This window comes from Sporosarcina sp. P33 (assembly GCF_002077155.1).
Classification (GTDB): Bacteria; Bacillota; Bacilli; order Bacillales_A; family Planococcaceae; genus Sporosarcina.
Genome location: NZ_CP015027.1, coordinates 1,482,944 through 1,504,592 on the forward strand (window position 1 = coordinate 1,482,944; position 21,649 = coordinate 1,504,592).

Here is a 21,649-nt window from a genome sequence, read left to right on the forward strand (position 1 = left end):
TCACTTTTTAAGAGTTAAAATAAACGCAAATACGGCAATCTTTCATTTGTTGAATTGGAATGTCCATATCATAAATATCCCGTAATGATTCTGACGTAATAATTTCATTGGTTAACCCGTCTTTAACGACTTTACCGTTTTTTAATGCAACAATGCGATCTGAATAAACGGAGGCAAAGTTGATATCGTGCAAAACGATGACGACGGTTTTTCCTAAATCGTCAACAAGCTGCCGCAAGATCTTCATAATCTGCACAGAATGCTTCATATCGAGGTTGTTAAGCGGCTCATCGAGTAAAATATAGTCGGTGTCCTGCGCGATCGTCATCGCAATGAACGCGCGCTGACGCTGGCCGCCAGATAATTCATCCAAGTACGCTTCTTGCATGTCGGTCAGACCCATATACTCCAACGCTTGGTCCACCATCCGTTCGTCTTCTTCCTGGAGACGGCCCTTACAATGCGGGAAACGGCCGAATCCAACAAGTTCACGGATAGTCAGTTTGACATTCATGAAGTTTGATTGCTTTAAAATCGCAACGCGCTTTGCAAAATCATTCGACTTCATTTCTTTCACTTTGTTTTTATCGAGCAATACTTCACCCGTATCGGCATCCATTAATCGGCTTACCATCGAAAGAAGAGTAGATTTACCAGCCCCGTTAGGTCCAATGAATGACGTGATTTTGCCTCGATGAATATTTACACTGACCTTTTCGACGACTGCTTTTTTTCCATAAAATTTCGTTAGCTCACGAACTTGGATCATGAGGATCGACTCTCCTTTAATAGTAAATAGATAAAGTAAATGCCACCGACAAAGTTGATGATTACACTGAGTGTAGTCGAGAAAGAGAAGACGCGCTCGACGATCCACTGACCGCCGACTAATGCGATGATACTCATCAGCGCAGCACCTGTAATTAAAATTGAATGCTTAAACGTATTGAAGAACTGATAGCTCAAATTGGCAACAATGAGACCGAAGAATGTAATCGGCCCGACTAATGCCGTGGATACTGCTATCAGTACTGCCGATAAAATCAGCATAAGCTTAACGACTGACTGGTACGGCACGCCAAGGTTGACCGCTGTATCCCGTCCAAGTGATAAGACGTCGAGTTCATTGATATAGCGCCAGCCGATAATGAGTGTGAGCACCAATATCGCAAACGCCCACCAGACGAGGTCCCCGTTGATATTATTGAAACTTGCAAACATCTTATCTTGCACACGCAGAAATTCATTCGGGTCAATCATCACTTGCAGGAATGTCGAAATGCTTCCGAAGAATGTGCCGACGATAATACCGACCAGCAACAGGAAGTAAATCGGCCGATTCCCTTTACCGAATAAAAAGTGATAGAGCAGCAAGGCAAACAATACCATTGCCCCGACAGACAGCATAAAATTGAATTGCTGATTGATCAGCACAAAAGAAGTTGAACCGAAAAAGAATACGAGAACCGTTTGCAGCAGGATATAAAGTGAATCCAGCCCCATGATGCTCGGCGTCAAAATACGGTTATGTGTAATCGTCTGGAAAATGACTGTAGAGTATGCTACTGCTACCCCGGTCAACGCCATCGCCATTACTTTGATGGCTCTGCGAGGAAGTGCATAATCATAGCTGCCGTTCAATCCCTGAAATAAATACAATCCGCAAAACACTAAAGAAAATGCCAGCAAGATCAATAGTTTTGTTGAGTTACGCATAGGCTTTCCTCCTAAACAACAGGTACAGGAAGATTCCGCTTCCGATTACGCCGACCATTAAACTGATCGAGATCTCGTATGGGAAAATAATAACCCTGCCCAGAATGTCACAGATGAGAAGGAAAATAGCGCCAAGTAATGCGGTATGCGGCAGCGTCTTTTGCAAATGGTCTCCTTTAAAGATCGATACGATGTTCGGGATGATTAATCCTAAGAAAGGAATCAGACCTACCGTCAGCACTACGGTTGTCGTTATCAATGCGACTAAAATCAATCCGGTATTGACGATACGCTTATACGCGAGTCCGAGGTTCTTGGAGAAATCTTCACCCATTCCCGCCACAGTAAAACGATTTGCATATAAATATGTAATGATCAGTACCGGTATACTGATATACAAAAGCTCATACCGCCCTTTCATGATCATGGAAAAGTCACCTTGAAGCCAAGCCGACATATTCTGTATCACATTTGCTTTATATGCAAAAAACGTGGAAATGGAAGATAAAATATTCCCGAACATTAAGCCAACAAGCGGAATAAAAATGGCATCTTTGAATTTAATACGATCCAGGATTTGCATGAATAAGAACGTACTGATCAAGGCAAATGTAAATGACACGGCCATTTTTTCCAATAATGTTGCGTTGGTGAAAATTAACATAGACACTAAAATTCCCAGCTTTGTCGCGTCTAATGTACCTGCTGTAGTCGGGGAGACAAATTTATTGCGGCTAAGTTGCTGCATAATCAACCCGGCAATACTCATCCCTGCACCAGCAAGCAATATTGCGACTAATCGGGGAACCCGACTAATTAAGAAAATCTCTGTTTCTTCTGAACGCCAATCCAATAAGTCTGCTGGTGTGATTCGGCTTGCACCGACAAACAGCGACAGGAGGGAGAGCAGAATAACGGTTGGAATTAAATAACGTTTCTTCATGAAGAACTCCGATATCGAATATTTGAGCTTTTTCACTTAAATGAAAATGATTATCATTCGCTCATGAACTACATTACCGTGTTTGCTAACTCGTGTCAATACCTAACTGAAAATCATTATCAACACTTTTTAATGAGGTTTGATACTCCCAATTGGGATCCTTTCATTGAAACTGCTTGCTGTTCAGCAGTTCACAATCAACCCGCAGTTTTTTCCCAGTGCTGGCACTTCATACAACATCCATAGAAAAAGCTGAAGCTAAACACTTCATTTTGAGTGGTCAGCTTCAGCGATGCCATTACCGCTTCATTGCCTCGTTCATATTTTTCGCGCTGTCGAGGATTTCTTTCGGTACTTTAATTTCATCGATCTCATTGATTTTCGTCATCATGCCTTTGATGTTTTGTTTCACTTCTACAGCCTGACCTTGCTGTCCTATCGTCATAATCATATCTATGTCAAATTCTTTTGTGTAGAAGGTCTTTTTATCAATTGTCAGCTGGACATCCAATTTTTCAACATGTATATCCGCTTCGTCAGCTCCCGCAACTTGGGCTCCTTCCGGTGTATTCTGCTTTAGAATATCATTCATGAGCGCGCTGAACTCTTCGTCCGATCCTTTTAACGTCAGTATATATTCATCGTTTGTCTGTTCAAATGAGAAGTCCTCTGCATATTCTTTAAACATTGAGATGTCCACAGGTGATTCAGCAGCACTGGCTATTTGACCCGTTACCTCTTCGTACATTTCATCCGGCAGTTTCATCCATTGGCCCGATTGCGGATCTTTCATGAAGAATCCTTCTTCTGTCATGTATAGTTCGACTGCCATTTCTTCACCGCCGGCCTGTGTATTAATTGTTTGACGGATAGCAAGAGGTTCAACCATCATGTCCATATCGATCATTGAGCGGATGTCCTGTGTTTCTTCACCCATTTGAATAGTCTGACTGATTTCCATATCAGAATGCATACTTTGCTGCGTTTCTCCAGCCGCATTCGCTTTTTCCAAGATTTCATCGGCAGTCAAGTCACTCTTTACGACGACTTCCTCTGTTTCTCCTGAAATAGGATCTTCCTTCGGCTCTGCGGTTTGTCCACAGGCGCTCAAGACAAGCGCCAACATTCCTGCAGTTAACATCGCTGTCCACTTGGTCATGTTCATGTCTCTCCTTTCATAAATTCATCTCACTGCCCGGTGCAGAAACCACAAGAAAAGGTGGTGATTGAACCCTTCCGGCAATCCTCTTTTACAAGTAAGTGAAATGAGTAATCGGTAGATTTCTTTTTATTTTTTTCAAACAGGTTTAGATTTGTTGTAAACGGGCAAACTAAAAGCATCCCACCCCCTTTCTCTTCTTATAAAGATAAAAGGATTTGGCTGCACGCATTGCGCGTGCAGCCCTTTTTTTGTCTTTACTTATAATTACTTCAATACGAATTCCTGCAGCCGGTCACATTCGCTTTCCGGCATTTCCACGGTCATTAACGTTCCCTCTTCTTCGTAGGCAGTGTCTTTGATTGAGGCAGTTTCATTGAGATGTGAAACGATTTCACCCCGGTCATACGGAATCAGTAATTTACATGTGACATACTGTCGGAATAAATTTTGCTGGATCAATGTCAGCAACTCAGGAATTCCTTTGTTTTCGCCTGCAGACATCCAGATGCTCTGATCTTTCACCCGCGGATACGGAATTTCCGCCAAGTCTGCTTTATTATAGATGTTGACAGTCGGCACACTCTCTACGCCAATATCTTCAAGTGTTTCATTGGTCACATCCATCATATGTCCATGCTCTTCATCCGAAACGTCAACCACATGCAGCAGCAAGTCTGCATTTTTCGCTTCTTCGAGTGTCGAGCGGAATGCCTGAACGAGATGGTGCGGCAGTTTGGAGACGAACCCTACAGTGTCTGTCAGAATAAATTCTTTTTTATCCGGGAGCTGGATTTTCCGTACAGCAGTCTCAAGCGTAGCAAACAGCATATCTTTTTCGCTTACTTCTTTGGATTCATCTGCATTGGCGTATTGCAGCAGACGGTTCATGAGTGTGGATTTCCCTGCATTCGTATAACCGACAATGGATACGACAGGAATCCCGCTGCGCACCCGCTGTTTCCTCTGTGTTTCACGCTGATCACGCACATGTTCCAGTTCACGGCGCAGTTTGGCAATCTGGTCTTCAATCTTCCGGCGGTCGAGCTCAAGCTTGGTTTCACCGGCACCTTTGTTTTGTAAACCGCCGCCCGTGCCGCCGCCTTGTCTGCTGAGTGACGCACGCAAGCCGACAAGCCGCGGCAGCGTGTATTGCAGTTGCGCTAATTCAACTTGCATCTGCGCTTCTCGGTTGCGTGCACGTCTTGCGAAAATATCCAATATTAACATTGTGCGATCAATAATTTTACATTCAAGCTCCCTCTCGAGATTGCGCAATTGGGAAGGTGATAATTCATCATTGAATATCAATAAGTTCGCACCTGTCTCCTCATATACGTCACGAATTTCATCGATCTTCCCTTTCCCGATATAATGGGACGGATTGCGCCTCTCAAGATTTTGCGTCACTTCTCCTATAACTTCCACTTCAATCGCTTCTGCCAAGTTCTTCAATTCTTCCATTCCATATTCAAAGTGCAGATCCTTCTGTTCGTGCACGCCGACAATTACGGCTTTTTCAATTAACACATCCATGCTGGCATCCTCCCTGACATATCTTTATACATAGTTTACCCTTCGTGCCGCCGCCTAACCGTTTGACGAGAAATGAATCTCCGCCAGGCGCTGTGCAGCAGCTTGCTTCTCGATAAAACGAAACACGACGTCGCCTATGCGGATATCATGATCGTCTCCGGCTTTCTGCGATAATAACACTGCCCACTCGCCTGTTTCGCGCAACGGGTCTTCTACGTGAAATACACATTCTGAAATCCGGCGCTGCCGGTGAACGGCAGTGCGGGCTCCGTTTTTTTCAAGACGTTCCATCCGCTCTGCTTCTGATTCCTCCCATTCAATAAAAAACGGATACGGTAATTCACCCGATACGCTCTGTTCGATAAACAGCATCTTCCACCGCAGCACCTTTCCGTCAGCTGTTCTTCTTGCGGCAGGAAGAACATCAGTGGTTGTAAAGCCTTTGTTGTCAAGCTCCTCTTTCCATTGCTCTATATCCGGCACGGAAAAGCATACCGTCGCCCAGCCGTCTCCGTATTGCCGGTCATGAAAATATTGTGCGATAAGCGGCTGATCGGCAGCGGCGGCCCTGGCTTTGCCTTCTTCCTCTACAGTCAGCCACTCAATATACGCATTATCCGTATACAATAAAGCATTCGCTGTTCCCCAATTCTCATGCCGTCCGCCCGCTGCGGCACAGTTCCCTTTTGCATGCTGTTCGTTCACTACCTCATTTATTTCATCATTAGTAAAATACACGATGTGATCCAGTTTCATAGTAAGGCTCTCCTTTCTCATTGATCGTCCCCCTATCATACCAAACCTCGCAAGCCTGCCGGTCATCCCCCGCCTTTACTGTCCGTGAATATTTTGTCTCCTATACGATTTTTTTGTATGATGAATACAGGTTTCCGGACAATATTTCCCGGGGAATTTGCCTATTCGACAGGAGGAAACAATATGAATCATGAGAAATGGCTTGCGCATACGGTGGAGATGGCAGTTAAAAATGCGGCGGATGGCGGCGGGCCGTTCGCTTCCATTATAGTGAAAGATGGGGAAATTATCGGTTCTGGCACTAATTTGGTGAACTCTACATGTGATCCATCTGCGCATGCCGAGTTATTGGCGATAAAAGAAGCATGTGCTGCATTGCAGACACTTGATTTGTCTGACTGCGTATTGTACGCAAGCGGAGAACCTTGTCCGATGTGTCTTGGCGCATCGTACTGGGCGAAGCTTGGGGCAATTTACTATGCTTGCAGCAAACAGCAAGCATTTGAAGAAGCAGGTTTTACGAATCCAGTGAAAGAATTCTTTCCTGATCAGCAGCTGCCGCCCGAAAAACGTTCTGTTCCGTTCATCCAAAAAAGGATCCCAGGTGCGGAGAAACCTTTTATCGAGTGGAATCTGCAGCAGCCCGAGTGAGCTTTGTGTTTCCTGAAAGGTCAGAATAGTGTAGGATAAAAGAAGAGTTTCGGGAATGTATACTTCCCGGGCAGAATGAATGCGGAGGGATTGTATGGTTATCGATTTATTAACATCGCACTCGTCGGTTCGGCGCTATAAAGATGAACCGATTACAAGAGAAACGGTGATGGAACTAGTTAAAGCAGGACAGCACGCAGCAAGTTCACACTTCGTGCAGGCCTGCTCGGTACTGTATGTCACGGATACAGACAAGCGGGGACAGCTGGCGGAACTATCGAAAAACCGCCGTCAGTTCTATACTGCAGGTGCTGTACTCGTTTTCTGTATGGACTATAACCGGCTGTCTCATGCCGCCCGGCTGAATGGCCAGGAAATTAACTACACAGTAGCGGAAAATGTATTGGTCGGCGCAATTGATGTAGGTTTATTCGCGCAGAATGTAGTCATCGCAGCCGAGTCAAAAGGCTACGGCATTTGCTATATCGGCGGTGTCCGTAATGCTATGGAGGAAATTTCGGAAGTACTGGAATTGCCAAAAGGCGTAGTTCCGTTATTCGGACTTTCCATCGGCGTACCGAACGAAGCCAATGGCGTAAAACCACGTCTGCCGATAGAGGCCGTCCTGCATGAAAATACGTATAACGAAGAAAAGTACAATGATTTATTGCCGGCATACGACGAGATTATGAAAGAATATTACGCGAGCCGCGATTCTAATCAGCGCGAAGCTACTTGGACAAAAGAGATGGCCGATTTTCTCGAGGCGCCAAAACGCACAGAAATTCAGGCTTTCCTGCAAAAACAAGGTTTCTTATTGAACTGAAGACAGACAGGAGTGTCACATCATGTCAGTAGATGACGTACTGGAGCTGCTCCAGCGACGCATGACAGACGGATCATTCATCCGGGCGACGATTAGCCGGCCGCGATTGAAATCCAATGAAGTAAAACGAATTAAGTTAAAGCCGCTTGATCTAAAAGGTTCCTATCATGTTCAATTTGAATATCAGCATGAACGGATACTGAAACATGAAAATATTGCGCTTGAAGATGTGGCGCAGCCTTTGCAGCAAGCTTTGGAAAACTATAAACAATTCCATATTGATCTGACGAATGAAACGATGCAGATTCAGATTTCAAAGAAGATGAAAGTTTCCATCAAGCGGATTTTTCTGGATACAGAAAAGACTGTGGATTATGCACATAACCGCGTAAAAAATTATGCACTGCATGAAGGAACGCCCTACCCGTTTCTTGTCAGACTGGGTGTCCAGACCCCGGAAGGCAAAGTCAAAAATCAAAAGCACGACAAGTTCCGTCAAATTAACCGTTTCGTTGAATTAATCAATGATACTCTTTCCCACTTGCCGAAAGACCGTCCAATCCGCATCCTGGATTTCGGTTCGGGTAAATCCTACTTAACATTTGCACTGTATCACTACTTGCGGATTGAAAAAGGATTGGATATCCGCGTCACAGGATTGGATCTAAAAAAAGAAGTCATTGAAGAATGTCAGGAAATTGCACGTGATCTGCAATACGATCAGCTGGAGTTTCTAGTGGGCGATATTAATGAATATGACGGGGATACGGCGGTTGATATGGTCGTTACGCTGCATGCCTGCGACGTGGCAACTGATATGGCGCTCGCCAAAGCAGTCAACTGGGGCGCTTCGGTTATTTTATCTGTCCCCTGCTGTCAGCACGAGTTGTTTTCACAACTGCAGTCCCCTGCGCTTGATGTCATGCTGCAGCACGGGTTAGTAAAAGAGCGCTTTGCCGCATTGGCAACCGATTCGATTCGTGCAGAGTTGCTGACTTTGGCCGGCTACGAGGCACAGCTTGTTGAATTCATTGATATGGAGCATACGCCGAAAAATATATTGATTCGCGCATACCGAAACGATAAACAGCCAAATGCAGAGCAAATTGCCCGTTATACGGCATTTCGTACGATGCTGCAGGCCAAGCCGTTCTTGGAGAAAGAACTCAAGCCGCTGCTCGGGTTCCTCCCGGCAGATGACAGCATTGTATAATAGATAGAAAGAAACGGATCGCCGAAGCGTCATAAATTGACGCTCCGGCGATCCGTTTTTGTTATGGCCGCGGCAGATGCTCGATGATGCTGTCGACCGCCTGCTTAATATGACGGGGCTCTGTTCCTAAGTTTAAGCGAATGAATCCTTTAGATTTCTCTCCGAACCACTCGCCGTAATCGATAGCAAGTTTACATGTATCCTGAACAAATTCTTTTACGCCGTCGGGCTGGATATAGGCACGCAAATCAATCCATAATAGGTAGGTCCCTTCAAGCGGTGTGATGACTATTTCCGGAGCATGGGCAGCGAATTGTTCCACTGCGTAACGTTCATTCGACTTGATGACCGCACGCAATCCGTCAAGCCAGTCTGCGCCGTGCCGGTAAGCTGCTTCGGAAGCTGTCATACCTAGTAAATTCACTTCTGTCTGATTCACAGACTTCACAAACGCATCAAACTGCTGACGCAATGATTCATTTTCAATAATGATTTGTGATGTCAGCAAGCCTGCCAGATTAAATGTTTTGGAGGCAGCCGTCACTGTCACCATACGCTCTGAATACTTCCCGTCCGCCACGATCGCGGATGGAATATGTGTATGATCACCGAATGTCATGTCATGATGGATCTCATCGGATACGATCAATACGTCATGCTTATCGCAAATCGACAATAGCCTCTCCGCTTCTTCCGCCGTCCAGACACGGCCTACAGGATTATGCGGTGAACAGTGAATGAATAACTTCACATCATTATCGATGATCTTCCTTTCGAAATCTTCAAAGTCAATTGTATAGACACCGTCTGTATTGACGAGCTCACTGTTCACAAGCGTGCGGCCTGTATCTTTTACTGCATTACTGAACGGGTAGTACACAGGAGACAGAATGATGACAGCATCTTCAGGTTTCGTAAATGCATTGACGAACCAGTACAATGCGGTCACGACGCCTGTTGAAAAACGCATCCATTCTTTTTTCACTTCATAGCCGTGACGTTCCTTCTCCCAATTAATAAATGCTTCATAATAAGAATCCGGTGCGTATGTATAGCCAAACACTCCAAAATCTACTTTCTCTTTCAGCGCTTCCACTACCTGCTCAGGCACTTTGAATTCCATGTCTGCGACCCAAGCCGCAAGCAAGTCCGCATCCCCGAACCGTTCCTCCAGCTTGTCCCACTTCAGTGAGTTCGTACCTCTTCGTTCAATCGCATAACGCTCTAAAAATTCTTCTTTGTTCATTCTGATACCCCCCAATGTTCTCAATCTTCCCATCTGTCATTCTACTCCGATTGTAACATATGTGCTCTTTCGCTTCCTCCGTTGCCGTTAAGATTTTATTTGGGGTATACTATACTATCGCAATGAAATTCAGCTGGAGGTAATGTTGGTGAGAAAATGGAATTCTATCTTTATGCTTTCCGTACTATTGTTCATTGGTTCCGCTCTGTCTGTCAGCGCGGCAGCGGCGGATGTTAAATATATAGATGTGCCTGATCATCACTGGGCTAAAAATGAGATTATGCAACTGGATGAAATGAAAATCATCACAGGGGATTTCGATATGCAATTCCATCCTGAATCCCCGCTGACAAAAGGACAAGCCGCAGTTTCACTGTCTAAAATTTTTGGATTACAGTCTTCAGATAATTCTTTCGGCTTCTCCGACATCAAACGGGGATCCGACAAAGAACTCTTTGCATGGACGGCTGTTGAAAATGGATGGATCCAGCCTAGCAGCCCCGGCGTTTTCGGCTTTGATGAACCGATTACAAACACCCAGCTGAGGGATTCATTCATCGCGGCTTTTGAATTGAAGAGTAACGGCGGTGATCTCCTGTCCGAAATATGGCCGTCCCGGTCAGATCGGTCCACGCTGGAGAACATTCCCGTATTTACATTTCTTCATATGGATGACTTTCTTCATCATGGGGATTCCGTCGTTTCCAGGGCGTATTTCGCGAAAGCCCTGCACAGGATATTGGTGCAAACTAATCGCATTAAACAACCGAAGCACTACAATCTGTCAAAGGCGAAAGAGTCTGCAGACTATATAAAAAGTGATCCAGAAATGAACTTGGGAAGTGTCCCGTTCACTTCTCATCCTCTTTATTTGCGTTCTGAAAAAACTTTTACATTTAAAGATTATTCACAAACCGATTACGGCTTTGCACGCGATACGGTATATACCTACACTATAGGTGAGAATGACGCAGAAATTGAACTGACTGTCCGTCAGCTGCACAACAATGATGTCTTCGTCTTTTCAAAGCTGACCAATCAGTCAGAGATTCCGATTTCCATAGAGATTCTGCAAAAAGAATCCGATGTTACACATTTTGATTTATACCGGTACGACCGTTATCCGCTAATGCGAAAGAATACCGATCTGACTGATGCGGACATGACGACATATCCGACAGGAGTGCTTCGCTTCATTAAATCAGACGGGACAGTCGAAGAACGGATGATAGGCCAGGCTTATCGCTCCAAACCATTATCTCTTCGGTATGACAACGGTGAACAAAGCGTCTCGCGTGAATTGCTTGATGAACAGGAGAACTTTACTTACGCACTGGCGGGTAAAACTTTATTGTCTTCCTATACATTACAGGCAGATTCCGATGAAATAGCCGATCATTGGTATGTTGATTCCGATCAAAAACTGTTCCATTCCAAGGACTCTATTTTCAAATGGATGAGGGAAACCAGTCAGAATCATAAAAAGCGCAATAATTGGTACACTGCGGACGGCCCGTACAACAAACTGGCAGATTCAACAGAACCTATGCCTGCTTCCGGTCAAAACTATGGCAGGACGTTACTGATGTTAAAAGAAGACCGGGCATTAACTCTTTATCACGAAAATAAAGGGCGTTATTTTGAAGACCTCGTCTATAATGCATTCGTCAATTTGAAAAATTTCAAGAAAGATACAGCCTATTGGGAAACAGAAGTGACGAGCACGTATCTCAAAAACCTGTATGACATACACGCGCCATTCATCGACACAAGATTCAATGAACAGATTGCCTTGTTTTATTATAATATCGGCAGCGAATTTCGGATTCCTGATGCAAAGGAACCTCTTCGTCATTATGCAGACTTACTCGTATCACAGAAACGAAGAGGCAATACCATTAATGTTGCGCGCAATGCCTATTACATTGCAGACTATTTCCCGATCAAGCAACAGGTTACGACACATACTTCAATGAACCATGCGCTCGGCGGCATGAATATTTTACTTATGTCTTATCAGGAATTTGGAGACTGGCGCTATCTTCAAACAGCCCGCAGTATTCAGCAGGCAATTGTCCTGCAAAAAGATAAGTGGATTCGGGACAATGGAGATATTTGGTATCGCATCTCACCGGATCTCTCATTTAAAGGCGAAGACTATAAGCATTTGACACTCGAAGATTTGATAGGCTCCTATCAGCTTTGGCAGCAAATTGATCGGAGCTACCTGCCGACACTGAAGCAGCTGATCATTTCCAAAGCCACGTTCCTGTCGAATGAAGAACTAGGCTACACGACAAAGATTAAAAACGGTCTGAAGGATATCGGGTTATCCGAGTACCTTCCAAAAGGGAAAGAAGTAACTGACGCATTGTGAGTGCGATAAGCCTTTCACTTTGAAGCCGTCAAATAACTGCGTTACGATATATACAGCAAGATGAAATTTATACACGGAAGGAGATTTATATGACTCTTACATTTAACGCACTTATTGCAGACAAGCAAAACGAAGATTTTTCAGTACAGGTTCAGCAGCTTTCATTGGATGATTTGCCTGAAGGAGACGTAGTGATTCGCGTCCACTATTCGGGCATCAACTACAAAGACAGTTTAGCTGCGATTCCTGACGGCAACATCGTACAAACTTATCCGATGGTACCCGGCATTGACTTGGCTGGTGTTGTCGAATCTTCAACGGATGAGCGATTCAAAAAAGGTGATGAAGTTATCGCAACCAGCTATGAAATCGGCGTATCACATTTCGGGGGATACAGCGAATATGCCAGGGTAAAGTCGGAGTGGGTCGTTCCCCTTCCCGCTGGAATTTCATTAAAAGAAGCGATGATTATTGGAACAGCAGGCTTCACGGCTGCTTTGTCCGTTCAGCGTTTAGAGGAAAATCGTCTGTCCCCTGACAAAGGGAAAGTGCTGGTAACCGGTGCAACAGGCGGAGTCGGCAGTTTTGCGGTTTCCTTTTTATCGAAGCTTGGCTATGAAGTGGAAGCGAGTTCAGGAAAAGAAGAGGCACATGAGTATTTGAAATCGCTCGGCGCTGCTTCCATCATCCCCCGTGAAGAAGTATATGACGGGAAAATCCGCGCACTTGGAAAGCAAAAATGGGCCGCCGCGGTTGATCCGGTCGGCGGTGAACCGCTTGCATCATTGCTGAGCCAAATCGAGTATGGCGGCTCTGTGGCAGTCAGCGGTTTAACGGCCGGCACGAAAGTCCCGACAGCCGTATTTCCGTTCATCCTGCGTGCCGTGAACTTGCTCGGCATCGATTCTGTTTACTGTCCAATGGAAACTCGCCTGAAAGTTTGGGAACGTTTAGCGACGGACTTAAAACTTGCAGATTTAGAACAGCTCGTCCAGGAGGAAATTTCATTGGAACAACTGCCCGCTGCCCTTCCGACTTTATTAAAAGGTCAGGCACGCGGCAGAACCATTGTCAAATTAGTGTAAAAGCAAACGAGCCATCCATGCACATATGATTGCGGCATGGATGGCTCTTTACATTTATCTTTCTTTCTCAAGCAATTTCATTGTTTCATCGTACTCGCCTTCAATTACTTCATGGCGTCTATAGGTCGCCAGACTGACTGCGTATGCAACTAACAGACAAATGATGAACCCCGGAACGATTTCATACAACGCACCGGAAAGGAATTTAATATTCCCCCAAACACCGACTGTAATCGCACCCGCAACCATTCCGAATAAAGCGCCTTTGGCAGTCAGTTTTCTCCAATACAGAGATAACAGGATGATCGGGCCAAATGCTCCGCCAAAACCAGCCCATGCGAATGAAACCAGTTTTAACACGGATTCTTTATTCGGCCATGCCAGAACCATCGCAATAATTGTCACGAACAGCACTGCCGCACGGCCCAGGAATACATACTGCCGATCCGATGCATTGGATTTGAACACCGCTTTATACAAGTCCTCGATCAATGCGGAAGATGTCACGATCAATTGAGACGAGATAGTACTCATAATAGCGGCCAGTACAGCAGCCAGCATGATTCCCGCAATCAGCGGATGAAAGATGATTTGCCCCAGAACGATAAAGACCGTTTCTGCGTCGGCTAACTCTGTGCTGTTTTGCTGGAAATATGCGATACCGACTAATGCAGTCGCAATCGCGCCCATCAGACTCAGCAACATCCATCCGATTCCGATTCGTCTTGCACTTTTAGTCTCTTTCACCGATTTAATCGCCATGAAACGGACGATGATATGAGGCTGTCCGAAATATCCTAACCCCCAGGCAAGAGAAGAGATAATTCCTGCCACACTCACACCGGATACAAAATTAAATAATGCGGGATCTGCCTCCCGAATGCTGGCCGCTGTTTCTGCAAAGCCCCCGGTAATAATAATGCCTGCTGAAGGCACCAGCACCAAAGCTAAAAACATAATCAGACCTTGCACAAAATCTGTATAACTTACTGCCAGGAAACCACCGAATAATGTATACGCCAGAACGACCGCCGACACAATAATCAAGCCCGTATGATACTCCAGCCCGAATGAACTTTGAAAGAACTTCCCGCCTGCCACCATCCCGGATGATACATAAAATGTAAAGAACACTAAGATAATAATGCCAGAAGCCACTCGCAGTAAACGGGAGGTATCTTTTAATCTGTTCTCCAAAAAACTCGGAATCGTAATGGAGTTATTCGAAACTTGCGTGTAGGCGCGCAAACGCGGTGCCACAAACAGCCAGTTTAAATAAGCCCCAATTGTCAGCCCGACGGCAATCCATGCTTCTCCGAGCCCGCTCAAATAAATTGCTCCCGGAAGACCCATCAGCAGCCATCCCGACATATCGGAAGCACCGGCACTTAACGCAGTGACTGCCGGACCCAGCGACCTTCCGCCGAGCATGTAGTCCGTCAGATTGGATGTGCGTCTGAAGGCATACCAGCCGATGAACAGCATAGCGGCCATATACATAATAATCGCAATGAGCTGATATGTTTGTTCCGTCATACAATCCCCTCCTTTACTATCAATATACCTATTCTACCTGATGGATAGCACTCTTTGAACAAAAATAAAAAGAAACGTATGAATGAACTACATAATCTGATACAATTGCCCGGGAAATGACCAGAACTGACAAAGTTAAAGATCGTTGCGAACAAAAGTCCTTTCCTGACGGCCCGGCAGTCGGTTTATTGCCAACTATTATGAAACTTTTCTGTTCGCCGTGACGTATACATACAAACCAAAGGAGGAATTTGCATGTTACACACGACAACGAATACACTGCAAGGCCGAACTATTGAAACGTATCACGGCATCGTATCAGGAGAAACCATTATGGGGGCAAATATTGTCCGTGACATCTTTGCATCTGTTACGGATATCGTAGGAGGACGCAGTGCAGCTTACGAAAGCAAATTGACCGAAGCGCGTCAGACTGCTCTGGATGAAATGTCCCAAAAAGCGTCTGCTATGGGAGCAAATGCAGTAATTGGTGTGGACTTGGACTTTGAAATGGTGCGTGAAGGCATGATGATGTGCATTGCTACAGGAACTGCTGTCACCTACCGCGAAGGCGAATAACTCCATACAAAAAGAGAGGCGATATTCACCTCTCTTCTTGTATCATTCTAATATTTCTGCCACCCGGCCAACCTGCCCATCCTCTAAACGAACTTTAATGCCATGCGGATGAAAACTGGATTTCGTCAATAAGTCTTTAACAATACCTTCCGTCTTCACGCCGCTGCGCTGATCTTTTTTCAAGATAATTGCCACATGCAATCCCGGCTTGATATCTGCCCGATTCTGTCCATTCATAAGTTCATTCGCTCCTCTTTTTTATCCAGTGTAGCACACTGCTGTACGAAACGGACAAGCATGATACAATAAAGGCTATCAAACTAGGAGGGGTTATTATGCGATTAACAGTATACCTGGCTGGGGAGATTCACACGTCTTGGCGGGATGAAGTCAAAGAGCAAGCCAAAAATCTTCAATTACCTGTTGATTTTGTCGGACCTATGGAAGATCATGACCGTTCAGACAATATCGGAGAAGAAATTCTGGGAGAACAGCCGGATAATATTTTTAAAGATGCGGCAGCTTCCAGCCTAAACAACCTGCGAACTGAAATCCTGATGAAAAAGTCAGATGTCGTCATTGCATTGTTCGGGGAAGAGTATAAACAATGGAATACCGCAATGGATGCAAGCGCCGCAGTCGCATTCGGCAAACCGCTGATTCTGATCCGTCAGGAAAAACATCATCACCCGTTAAAAGAACTTTCCCGAAAAGCCCATGTCACCGTCGAATCGGTAGATCAGGCAGTTTGTGCACTTAAATATATCTTTGAATAATCCATACAAACATCCATGTTATTTCATTACACAGAAGGCATCCTGGAATTTAGGATGTCTTCCTTTTTTATTTCAAAATTCCCTATACAATGCTGCGCCTAAGTAATCACTGCTTGTTTCAACCTTTCTTATCCCTTTGAATTTAACAATATGATTCAAACGTTCCTTTTCAATAAAATTCTGTCACCATATATACTTGTCAAGTGGTAGAATAGAAGTATAAAAGCAGTCAGGAAGGGGCAATCGAATGGCGTCAAAAAGAGGCATCCGGCAGCAATACATACGAATATTTATCGTTTCGTTAGTCATTGCAGTAATCGGAATGGGCAGCATGTATGCATATGTGAATAATTCATGGAATGACTTGGAAGAAGAGCAGCAAGATTCACTTGAGAAAGCCCGATTAGTCGAACTGCTTTCCGACTCTATCCAAGATGTATTTTTCAGAATCCGTGGCTATTATGCATTTCAAATAGAAGAAGAACTGAATGGGGCTTATCTTTCAATTCAAGATGTACATACTTATTCAAGACAATTTAAATCCCTTCCTCTTAACGTTAAAGAAAAGGAACTTATCCAGGAAATTGACAGCTTTATGATAGATTACGAAGAGACCACACTTCCAAAAGCTATTCAATTCATTAAAGATAACGATTATGAGGGACTGCGCAACTTAGCCCAGGGCGGAACGAATCAATCGGTAAACAGCTTTATTCACTATGCCAATGAATACGATATCATCGCAAAAGAAGAACTGCTGCAATCCTATGAACGAACCAAAAAGCAATCAGAAATATACTTTTTACTCATTACCATTCTCGGCTTTGCATTCCTGCTCATTCCCATTTACACGGTATGGAATGTCATCAAACGAGTAGTACGGCCAGTAGAAAAAATAACAAGTGAAGTCGACCAGTATGAAACGGAAGGACAAATTTTATTTCAGCCTATTGCCAGGGACAATGAAATCGGCGCACTTTCACAATCTATTTATAAGATGATGCAGCGGATTCAAATGAACGAACAAGAAGTTCTGTCTCAAAATGAAGAGTTGATTACACAGCAGGACGAATTGTTCAATCGGCAGACGAAAATGGAATTCGCCTTGTCGGAAGCACGTTTTTCGCGCGTTCGCCTCGAACGTTATAACGGCCTGGGTCACCTTCTTTCATTTTCATTGGATAAGCGGGAAATATGCATGAAAACAGCTGATTATTTAAATCATATTTTCCAGCCTGACCTGAGTCTCCTGCTGTTTGTAAAAGGAGACATCTATTCATTAAAAGGAATCTCTGATACATTTTTCAGCGAGATAAAAGAAGAGCGTTTAGACTATTTTAAGGAACGGCTGAATACGGAACCTTATTTTGTGATCAAAAGAGAAGCAGATTATGAAAAGGGAATCTCTGAACAGATCACATATGTTTATGACTTCGTGTCCGGTATATTCAATGCAGAAAACGAACTCAGTGTGATCACCATTCAATCCCGGATTGGCAAGCCTTTTACAGAAGATGACCAAAAAGATCTATACAGTTTGCTTAAGCGCATTGCCCTCTCTGTAGACAGAGTCGATCAATACGAGTTAATTATCCACGAACGGCAGCTGAATCAAAGTATTTTGGACAATATCAATGAAGGAATCCGTTTTGTTTCCAATACAGACGAAGAGGATAAATACAATGCCGCTTTATTTGAACTGTTGGATATGGAACCTGAATCCAAAGACAAAGCGTGGCCGCGTGAAGAGTGGACTGAGTATTTCTTACAGCAAATTGATGATCCTGTTCAGTACCAACAGTTCCTGGATACAACACTTGATACGGAATCAGCTGGCCATACGAACAACACCTATATACTTACACTGCAGTCTAAAGAATCTCGTGTCATGAACGTCTATAGTGTGCCAATTATTATTCAAGGCAGAAAAGTGGGCACAATATTCGTGCATCGTGATATTACACATGAACATGAAGTTAATAAAATGAAAACCGAGCTGGTTTCAACGGTCAGCCATGAATTACGTACACCTTTGTCCAGTATTCTCGGCTTCTCAGAATTATTACTAAATAAAGATATGGATGAAAAGCGTAAAAAACGCTATTTGGAGACCATTCACGGTGAAGCAAACCGGCTAACCGCATTAATTAATGACTTCTTGGACATTCAGCGTATGGAATCAGGACGCCAAACGTATCAGATGGAGGAAATTTCCGTTGGTGATGTTTCAATAGAAGCAGTAAATAAGCTGCCGATTCAATCACAGCTGCACAAGATTATCCTTCAAGACGTAACTTGTTCATCCAGCATCAAAGGAGATCACGACCGTATTCTTCAAGTATTTTTGAACCTGATTGGGAATGCAATTAAATTTTCTCCAGATGGCGGCGAGATCAATATTACCCTTTTTAATCAGCAAGACTCAGTCGTCGTCTCTATAAAAGATCAAGGAATCGGAATTCCAGCAGAAACTATCGGCCATTTATTCGAGAAGTTTTACCGTTTTGATAACAGCTATAGCAGGAAAATAGGCGGTACAGGTCTCGGCTTGTCTATTTGCAAAGAAATCATTCAAGATCATAACGGACAAATATGGGTAGATTCAGAAGAAAATTCAGGAACAACTATTTTCTTCTCACTTCCCCTTATACAAATGTTGCCTGAGGAACATATCCAATCTGATAAACCGCTGATAGCTGTAGTGGAAGACGATGTAAATATCGCGTTACTGCTCGGCGAAGAGTTATCAAGCAATGGATTTTCAATCATACATCATTCTTCAGTGGACAAAGCATTTACATGCATACAGCAGATGCGTCCTGCTGCAGTCGTTGTTGATTTGATGCTTGAAAATGGTGAAGACGGCTGGGATCTGATCCGTCAAATGAAAGAACGCGAGGAAACGAAAACGATCCCTATCATTATTTCCTCTGCACTCGAAAAAGAACCTCAGTTAATGGAGCAGTTTGATATTAATGATTATTTTACAAAACCTTATCCGCTTGGTGACTTGTCTGCAACTGTCCTGCAAACTTTAGAGCGTTCGGATGGAAGAATACTATATCCTGAAAATAACTAAAAAGAACGTCCCCCGCTTTGGAGGGACGTTCTTTTTATTGTTCAAGCAAATTTTCATATCATAATTTCAGTCTTTGAGTAGCGACTTTACTAATTCAGTCAGTTCATTCGGGCTGAACGGTTTAGGGACAAAGTGAGAAGCCCCCATTGCCATAACGGTATCTTGATCAGTTTGCTGTGCTTTCGCTGTCAGCATAATTACAGGAACATCGAGTTCCATCGGCTGCAGCCGCTCCAATAACTCCAAACCGGTCATACGCGGCATCATATAATCCAAAAGAATGGCATCATACCGATTGCTTTGTATCTTTTCAAAGGCTTCCAGACCATCCTCCGCTTCTTCCACCTGAAATCCTTCAAACTCCAATGTATCAGTCAGCAGCATTCGCAAGATTTCTTCATCATCTACAACTAACACTTTTTTCATTTCATACGTCAACAGGGGGCCTCCTCTCTATTCCCTCTTATCAAACAAACGGGCTGCTAATTTATCTATGCGCCCTAAAACTTCTGACGGCTGGAAAGGCTTAATGATATAATCATCTGCGCCAAGCCAGAGTGCAGCTTTAATATCATTGGCACTTTTTCTGGCTGTCATCATGGAAACAGTAACGTTCGTTTTGGCATGGTCACTCTTTAAACGGCTTAAGACTTCGAGACCATCCATTTTCGGCATAACTCCATCCAGCAGAATGATAAAATACGCATCAGGACTATACCAGTCATCTTCAAGAAATGCAGGACCATCCGCATACGTCTTGACGGTAATATCAATATCGGCAGACTTCAACCCAAGCAGCGTCTGCTGGAGAATCTGTCTGATAAATGAGTCGTCGTCGACAATGATAACGATTAATTTGCGCTTCACTGCAATTTTTCGCTGATCATAAATTATTGTCTGATTCCGCCCAGAGCGTTTCGCTTCATAAAGCGCCTGGTCCGAAGCTGATATCAATTCTGCGGTATCGCCTTCGTACGTGGCACTCCCTGCTGAAAACGTTACTTGAAACTTCTGCTCATCCGATGTGAATATTTGCTCATTAAATCTATTTCGAATGCGGTCTATTGCATGCACAGTCTCTTCTGCACGGATGCCAGAAAACAGCATAGCGAATTCTTCTCCGCCATAACGGAATACATAATCACCTTCACGCTTCTCTACCCGAATGATCTCGCCAAACTTCCGGAGTACTTCATCGCCCGCCGGATGTCCATATAAATCATTTACTTGTTTGAAGTGATCCAGATCCACCATTACAAGAGAAAAAGCTGATTCCGATTGATCTGCATTTTTCGCCAAGTTATTGATAATATCATCAAAATGTCTTCGGTTACCGACACCCGTCAGACTGTCTGTAATCATACTGCTGCTGATCGCGTGCTGCCGCTGTTGCCGATTGAACAAATAAGGGAAAAAGACATCCATATCAAAAGGTTTCGGAATCAAATCCATTGCGCCGCGGCGATATGTCTCTATTTGAACTTCTTTCGTCGCATCTTCGCTGGAAATAGCCAGTGTCGTATTCTTTTGTCTGGCCGGTTCTGCAATCTGATCCAGCACTTCAAAGCCCGTCATATCAGGCAGCTTCGCATTGATAATTACAATACCGGGTCTCATCGAATAAAATTGCTCAATTCCGCGTTTGCCGTTCAATGAAATAATGACCTGTGCTCCCAGCTTCTCCAGTAATTCTTTTAAATAAGAGACAAACTCCAGGTCATCATCAATAATCAAAATGAAGGTTTCCTGATCCAGACGGTTTACATAGCGATCCGGCAATTGGAATTCATCTTTTTTCACAGCGATCGTATTATCGAAATACGCTCGAATACGATTTTTCAAGTTTTCCAGTGAAGAGACGGGCAGTTTTTGATCATTGGATGACGACAGAATTTCCAATTGTGAAGCACAAAATAGAGATAACTGCTGTAACCCTATCGTTCCGGACGTTCCTTTTAATTTATGAAGGAAATAATATAACTCTCTCTCCGTTAAACTGCCGCGTTTCTCCCATTCATCAAAGATATTCTCTGTTCGCTCCGCGAGCATATCCTGATACTTTTTTTGACTCATTCTCATTCCCCTCCGTTCAGCGGACGCATCTCCCATTCGGCCTCTACTTCATATCCCCAATGCTCTCTCTGTATACAAAGAGAGCCGGCAAGATAGAA

General features: G+C 44.0%; 19 protein-coding genes. 8 read left to right on the forward strand and 11 right to left on the reverse strand.

What is annotated here, in order from left to right; all coding sequences use genetic code 11:
* Positions 1–7: 7 nt before the first annotated feature.
* The 6 genes from SporoP33_RS07430 to SporoP33_RS07455 form a co-directional block, all read right to left on the reverse strand.
* Complete coding sequence (locus SporoP33_RS07430; protein ID WP_081243127.1) at positions 8–769, reverse strand: iron ABC transporter ATP-binding protein; 762 nt, start codon at positions 767–769, stop codon at positions 8–10.
* Positions 766–1,716 (reverse strand): iron chelate uptake ABC transporter family permease subunit, encoded by a 951-nt coding sequence (locus SporoP33_RS07435; protein WP_081243128.1) that lies wholly within the window; start codon positions 1,714–1,716, stop codon positions 766–768. Before SporoP33_RS07435 ends, SporoP33_RS07430 begins: the two co-directional genes overlap by 4 nt.
* Entirely contained in the window at positions 1,709–2,659 is a 951-nt protein-coding gene (locus tag SporoP33_RS07440; RefSeq protein WP_081243129.1) for an ABC transporter permease, read from the reverse strand. Before SporoP33_RS07440 ends, SporoP33_RS07435 begins: the two co-directional genes overlap by 8 nt.
* Before the next feature lie 298 nt (positions 2,660–2,957).
* Complete coding sequence (locus tag SporoP33_RS07445; RefSeq protein WP_081243130.1) at positions 2,958–3,818, reverse strand: DUF6612 family protein; 861 nt, start codon at positions 3,816–3,818, stop codon at positions 2,958–2,960.
* A 267-nt stretch (positions 3,819–4,085) separates the two neighbouring features.
* Positions 4,086–5,354 carry a GTPase HflX gene (gene hflX / locus SporoP33_RS07450; protein WP_081243131.1) on the reverse strand — a complete coding sequence of 423 codons (1,269 nt, stop codon included), beginning with the start codon at positions 5,352–5,354 and terminating at the stop codon, positions 4,086–4,088.
* Between the two features lie 54 nt (positions 5,355–5,408).
* Positions 5,409–6,110, reverse strand: coding sequence for a VOC family protein (locus SporoP33_RS07455; protein WP_196796891.1), 702 nt, complete (start codon positions 6,108–6,110; stop codon positions 5,409–5,411).
* A 183-nt stretch (positions 6,111–6,293) separates the two neighbouring features.
* Here SporoP33_RS07455 and SporoP33_RS07460 point away from each other — a divergent pair, with 183 nt between their 5' ends.
* From SporoP33_RS07460 to SporoP33_RS07470, 3 genes are all read left to right on the forward strand, one after another.
* On the forward strand, positions 6,294–6,761 hold the full coding sequence (locus tag SporoP33_RS07460; RefSeq protein WP_099662694.1) for a nucleoside deaminase: 468 nt from the start codon (positions 6,294–6,296) through the stop codon (positions 6,759–6,761).
* Positions 6,762–6,855: 94 nt separating this feature from the next.
* Positions 6,856–7,587: an oxygen-insensitive NADPH nitroreductase gene (gene nfsA, locus SporoP33_RS07465; RefSeq protein ID WP_081243134.1), complete on the forward strand. Its 732-nt coding sequence runs from the start codon at positions 6,856–6,858 to the stop codon at positions 7,585–7,587.
* Positions 7,588–7,609: 22 nt separating this feature from the next.
* A complete protein-coding gene (locus SporoP33_RS07470; RefSeq protein ID WP_081243135.1) occupies positions 7,610–8,800 on the forward strand; it encodes a class I SAM-dependent methyltransferase in 1,191 nt (396 codons plus the stop codon).
* 61 nt (positions 8,801–8,861) lie between these two features.
* On the opposite strand, the gene SporoP33_RS07475 is transcribed toward SporoP33_RS07470, so the two are convergent.
* Positions 8,862–10,046 carry a MalY/PatB family protein gene (locus tag SporoP33_RS07475; protein WP_081243136.1) on the reverse strand — a complete coding sequence of 395 codons (1,185 nt, stop codon included), beginning with the start codon at positions 10,044–10,046 and terminating at the stop codon, positions 8,862–8,864.
* Positions 10,047–10,194: 148 nt separating this feature from the next.
* On the opposite strand from SporoP33_RS07475, the gene SporoP33_RS07480 reads away from it, so the two are divergent.
* Complete coding sequence (locus SporoP33_RS07480) at positions 10,195–12,423, forward strand: S-layer homology domain-containing protein (RefSeq protein WP_196796892.1); 2,229 nt, start codon at positions 10,195–10,197, stop codon at positions 12,421–12,423.
* An 89-nt stretch (positions 12,424–12,512) separates the two neighbouring features.
* Complete coding sequence (locus SporoP33_RS07485; RefSeq protein WP_081243138.1) at positions 12,513–13,508, forward strand: NADPH:quinone oxidoreductase family protein; 996 nt, start codon at positions 12,513–12,515, stop codon at positions 13,506–13,508.
* Positions 13,509–13,562: 54 nt separating this feature from the next.
* Here SporoP33_RS07485 and putP read toward each other — a convergent pair whose 3' ends face one another.
* Positions 13,563–15,044, reverse strand: a complete 1,482-nt coding sequence (gene putP, locus SporoP33_RS07490) for a sodium/proline symporter PutP (protein WP_081243139.1) — start codon at positions 15,042–15,044, stop codon at positions 13,563–13,565.
* Between the two features lie 255 nt (positions 15,045–15,299).
* Between putP and SporoP33_RS07495 the strand changes: the two genes are divergently transcribed.
* Positions 15,300–15,623: a YbjQ family protein gene (locus SporoP33_RS07495; RefSeq protein WP_081243140.1), complete on the forward strand. Its 324-nt coding sequence runs from the start codon at positions 15,300–15,302 to the stop codon at positions 15,621–15,623.
* Positions 15,624–15,665: 42 nt separating this feature from the next.
* On the opposite strand, the gene SporoP33_RS07500 is transcribed toward SporoP33_RS07495, so the two are convergent.
* Positions 15,666–15,860, reverse strand: a complete 195-nt coding sequence (locus tag SporoP33_RS07500) for a YwbE family protein (RefSeq protein ID WP_081243141.1) — start codon at positions 15,858–15,860, stop codon at positions 15,666–15,668.
* A 98-nt stretch (positions 15,861–15,958) separates the two neighbouring features.
* On the opposite strand from SporoP33_RS07500, the gene SporoP33_RS07505 reads away from it, so the two are divergent.
* Complete coding sequence (locus SporoP33_RS07505; RefSeq protein WP_081243142.1) at positions 15,959–16,399, forward strand: YtoQ family protein; 441 nt, start codon at positions 15,959–15,961, stop codon at positions 16,397–16,399.
* A 247-nt stretch (positions 16,400–16,646) separates the two neighbouring features.
* Complete coding sequence (locus tag SporoP33_RS07510) at positions 16,647–19,478, forward strand: ATP-binding protein (RefSeq protein ID WP_081243143.1); 2,832 nt, start codon at positions 16,647–16,649, stop codon at positions 19,476–19,478.
* Between the two features lie 66 nt (positions 19,479–19,544).
* Here SporoP33_RS07510 and SporoP33_RS07515 read toward each other — a convergent pair whose 3' ends face one another.
* On the reverse strand, positions 19,545–19,916 hold the full coding sequence (locus SporoP33_RS07515; protein WP_335698078.1) for a response regulator transcription factor: 372 nt from the start codon (positions 19,914–19,916) through the stop codon (positions 19,545–19,547).
* A gap of 15 nt (positions 19,917–19,931) precedes the next feature.
* Positions 19,932–21,551, reverse strand: a complete 1,620-nt coding sequence (locus tag SporoP33_RS07520; protein WP_196796893.1) for a diguanylate cyclase — start codon at positions 21,549–21,551, stop codon at positions 19,932–19,934.
* Between the last annotated feature and the right edge of the window lie 98 nt (positions 21,552–21,649).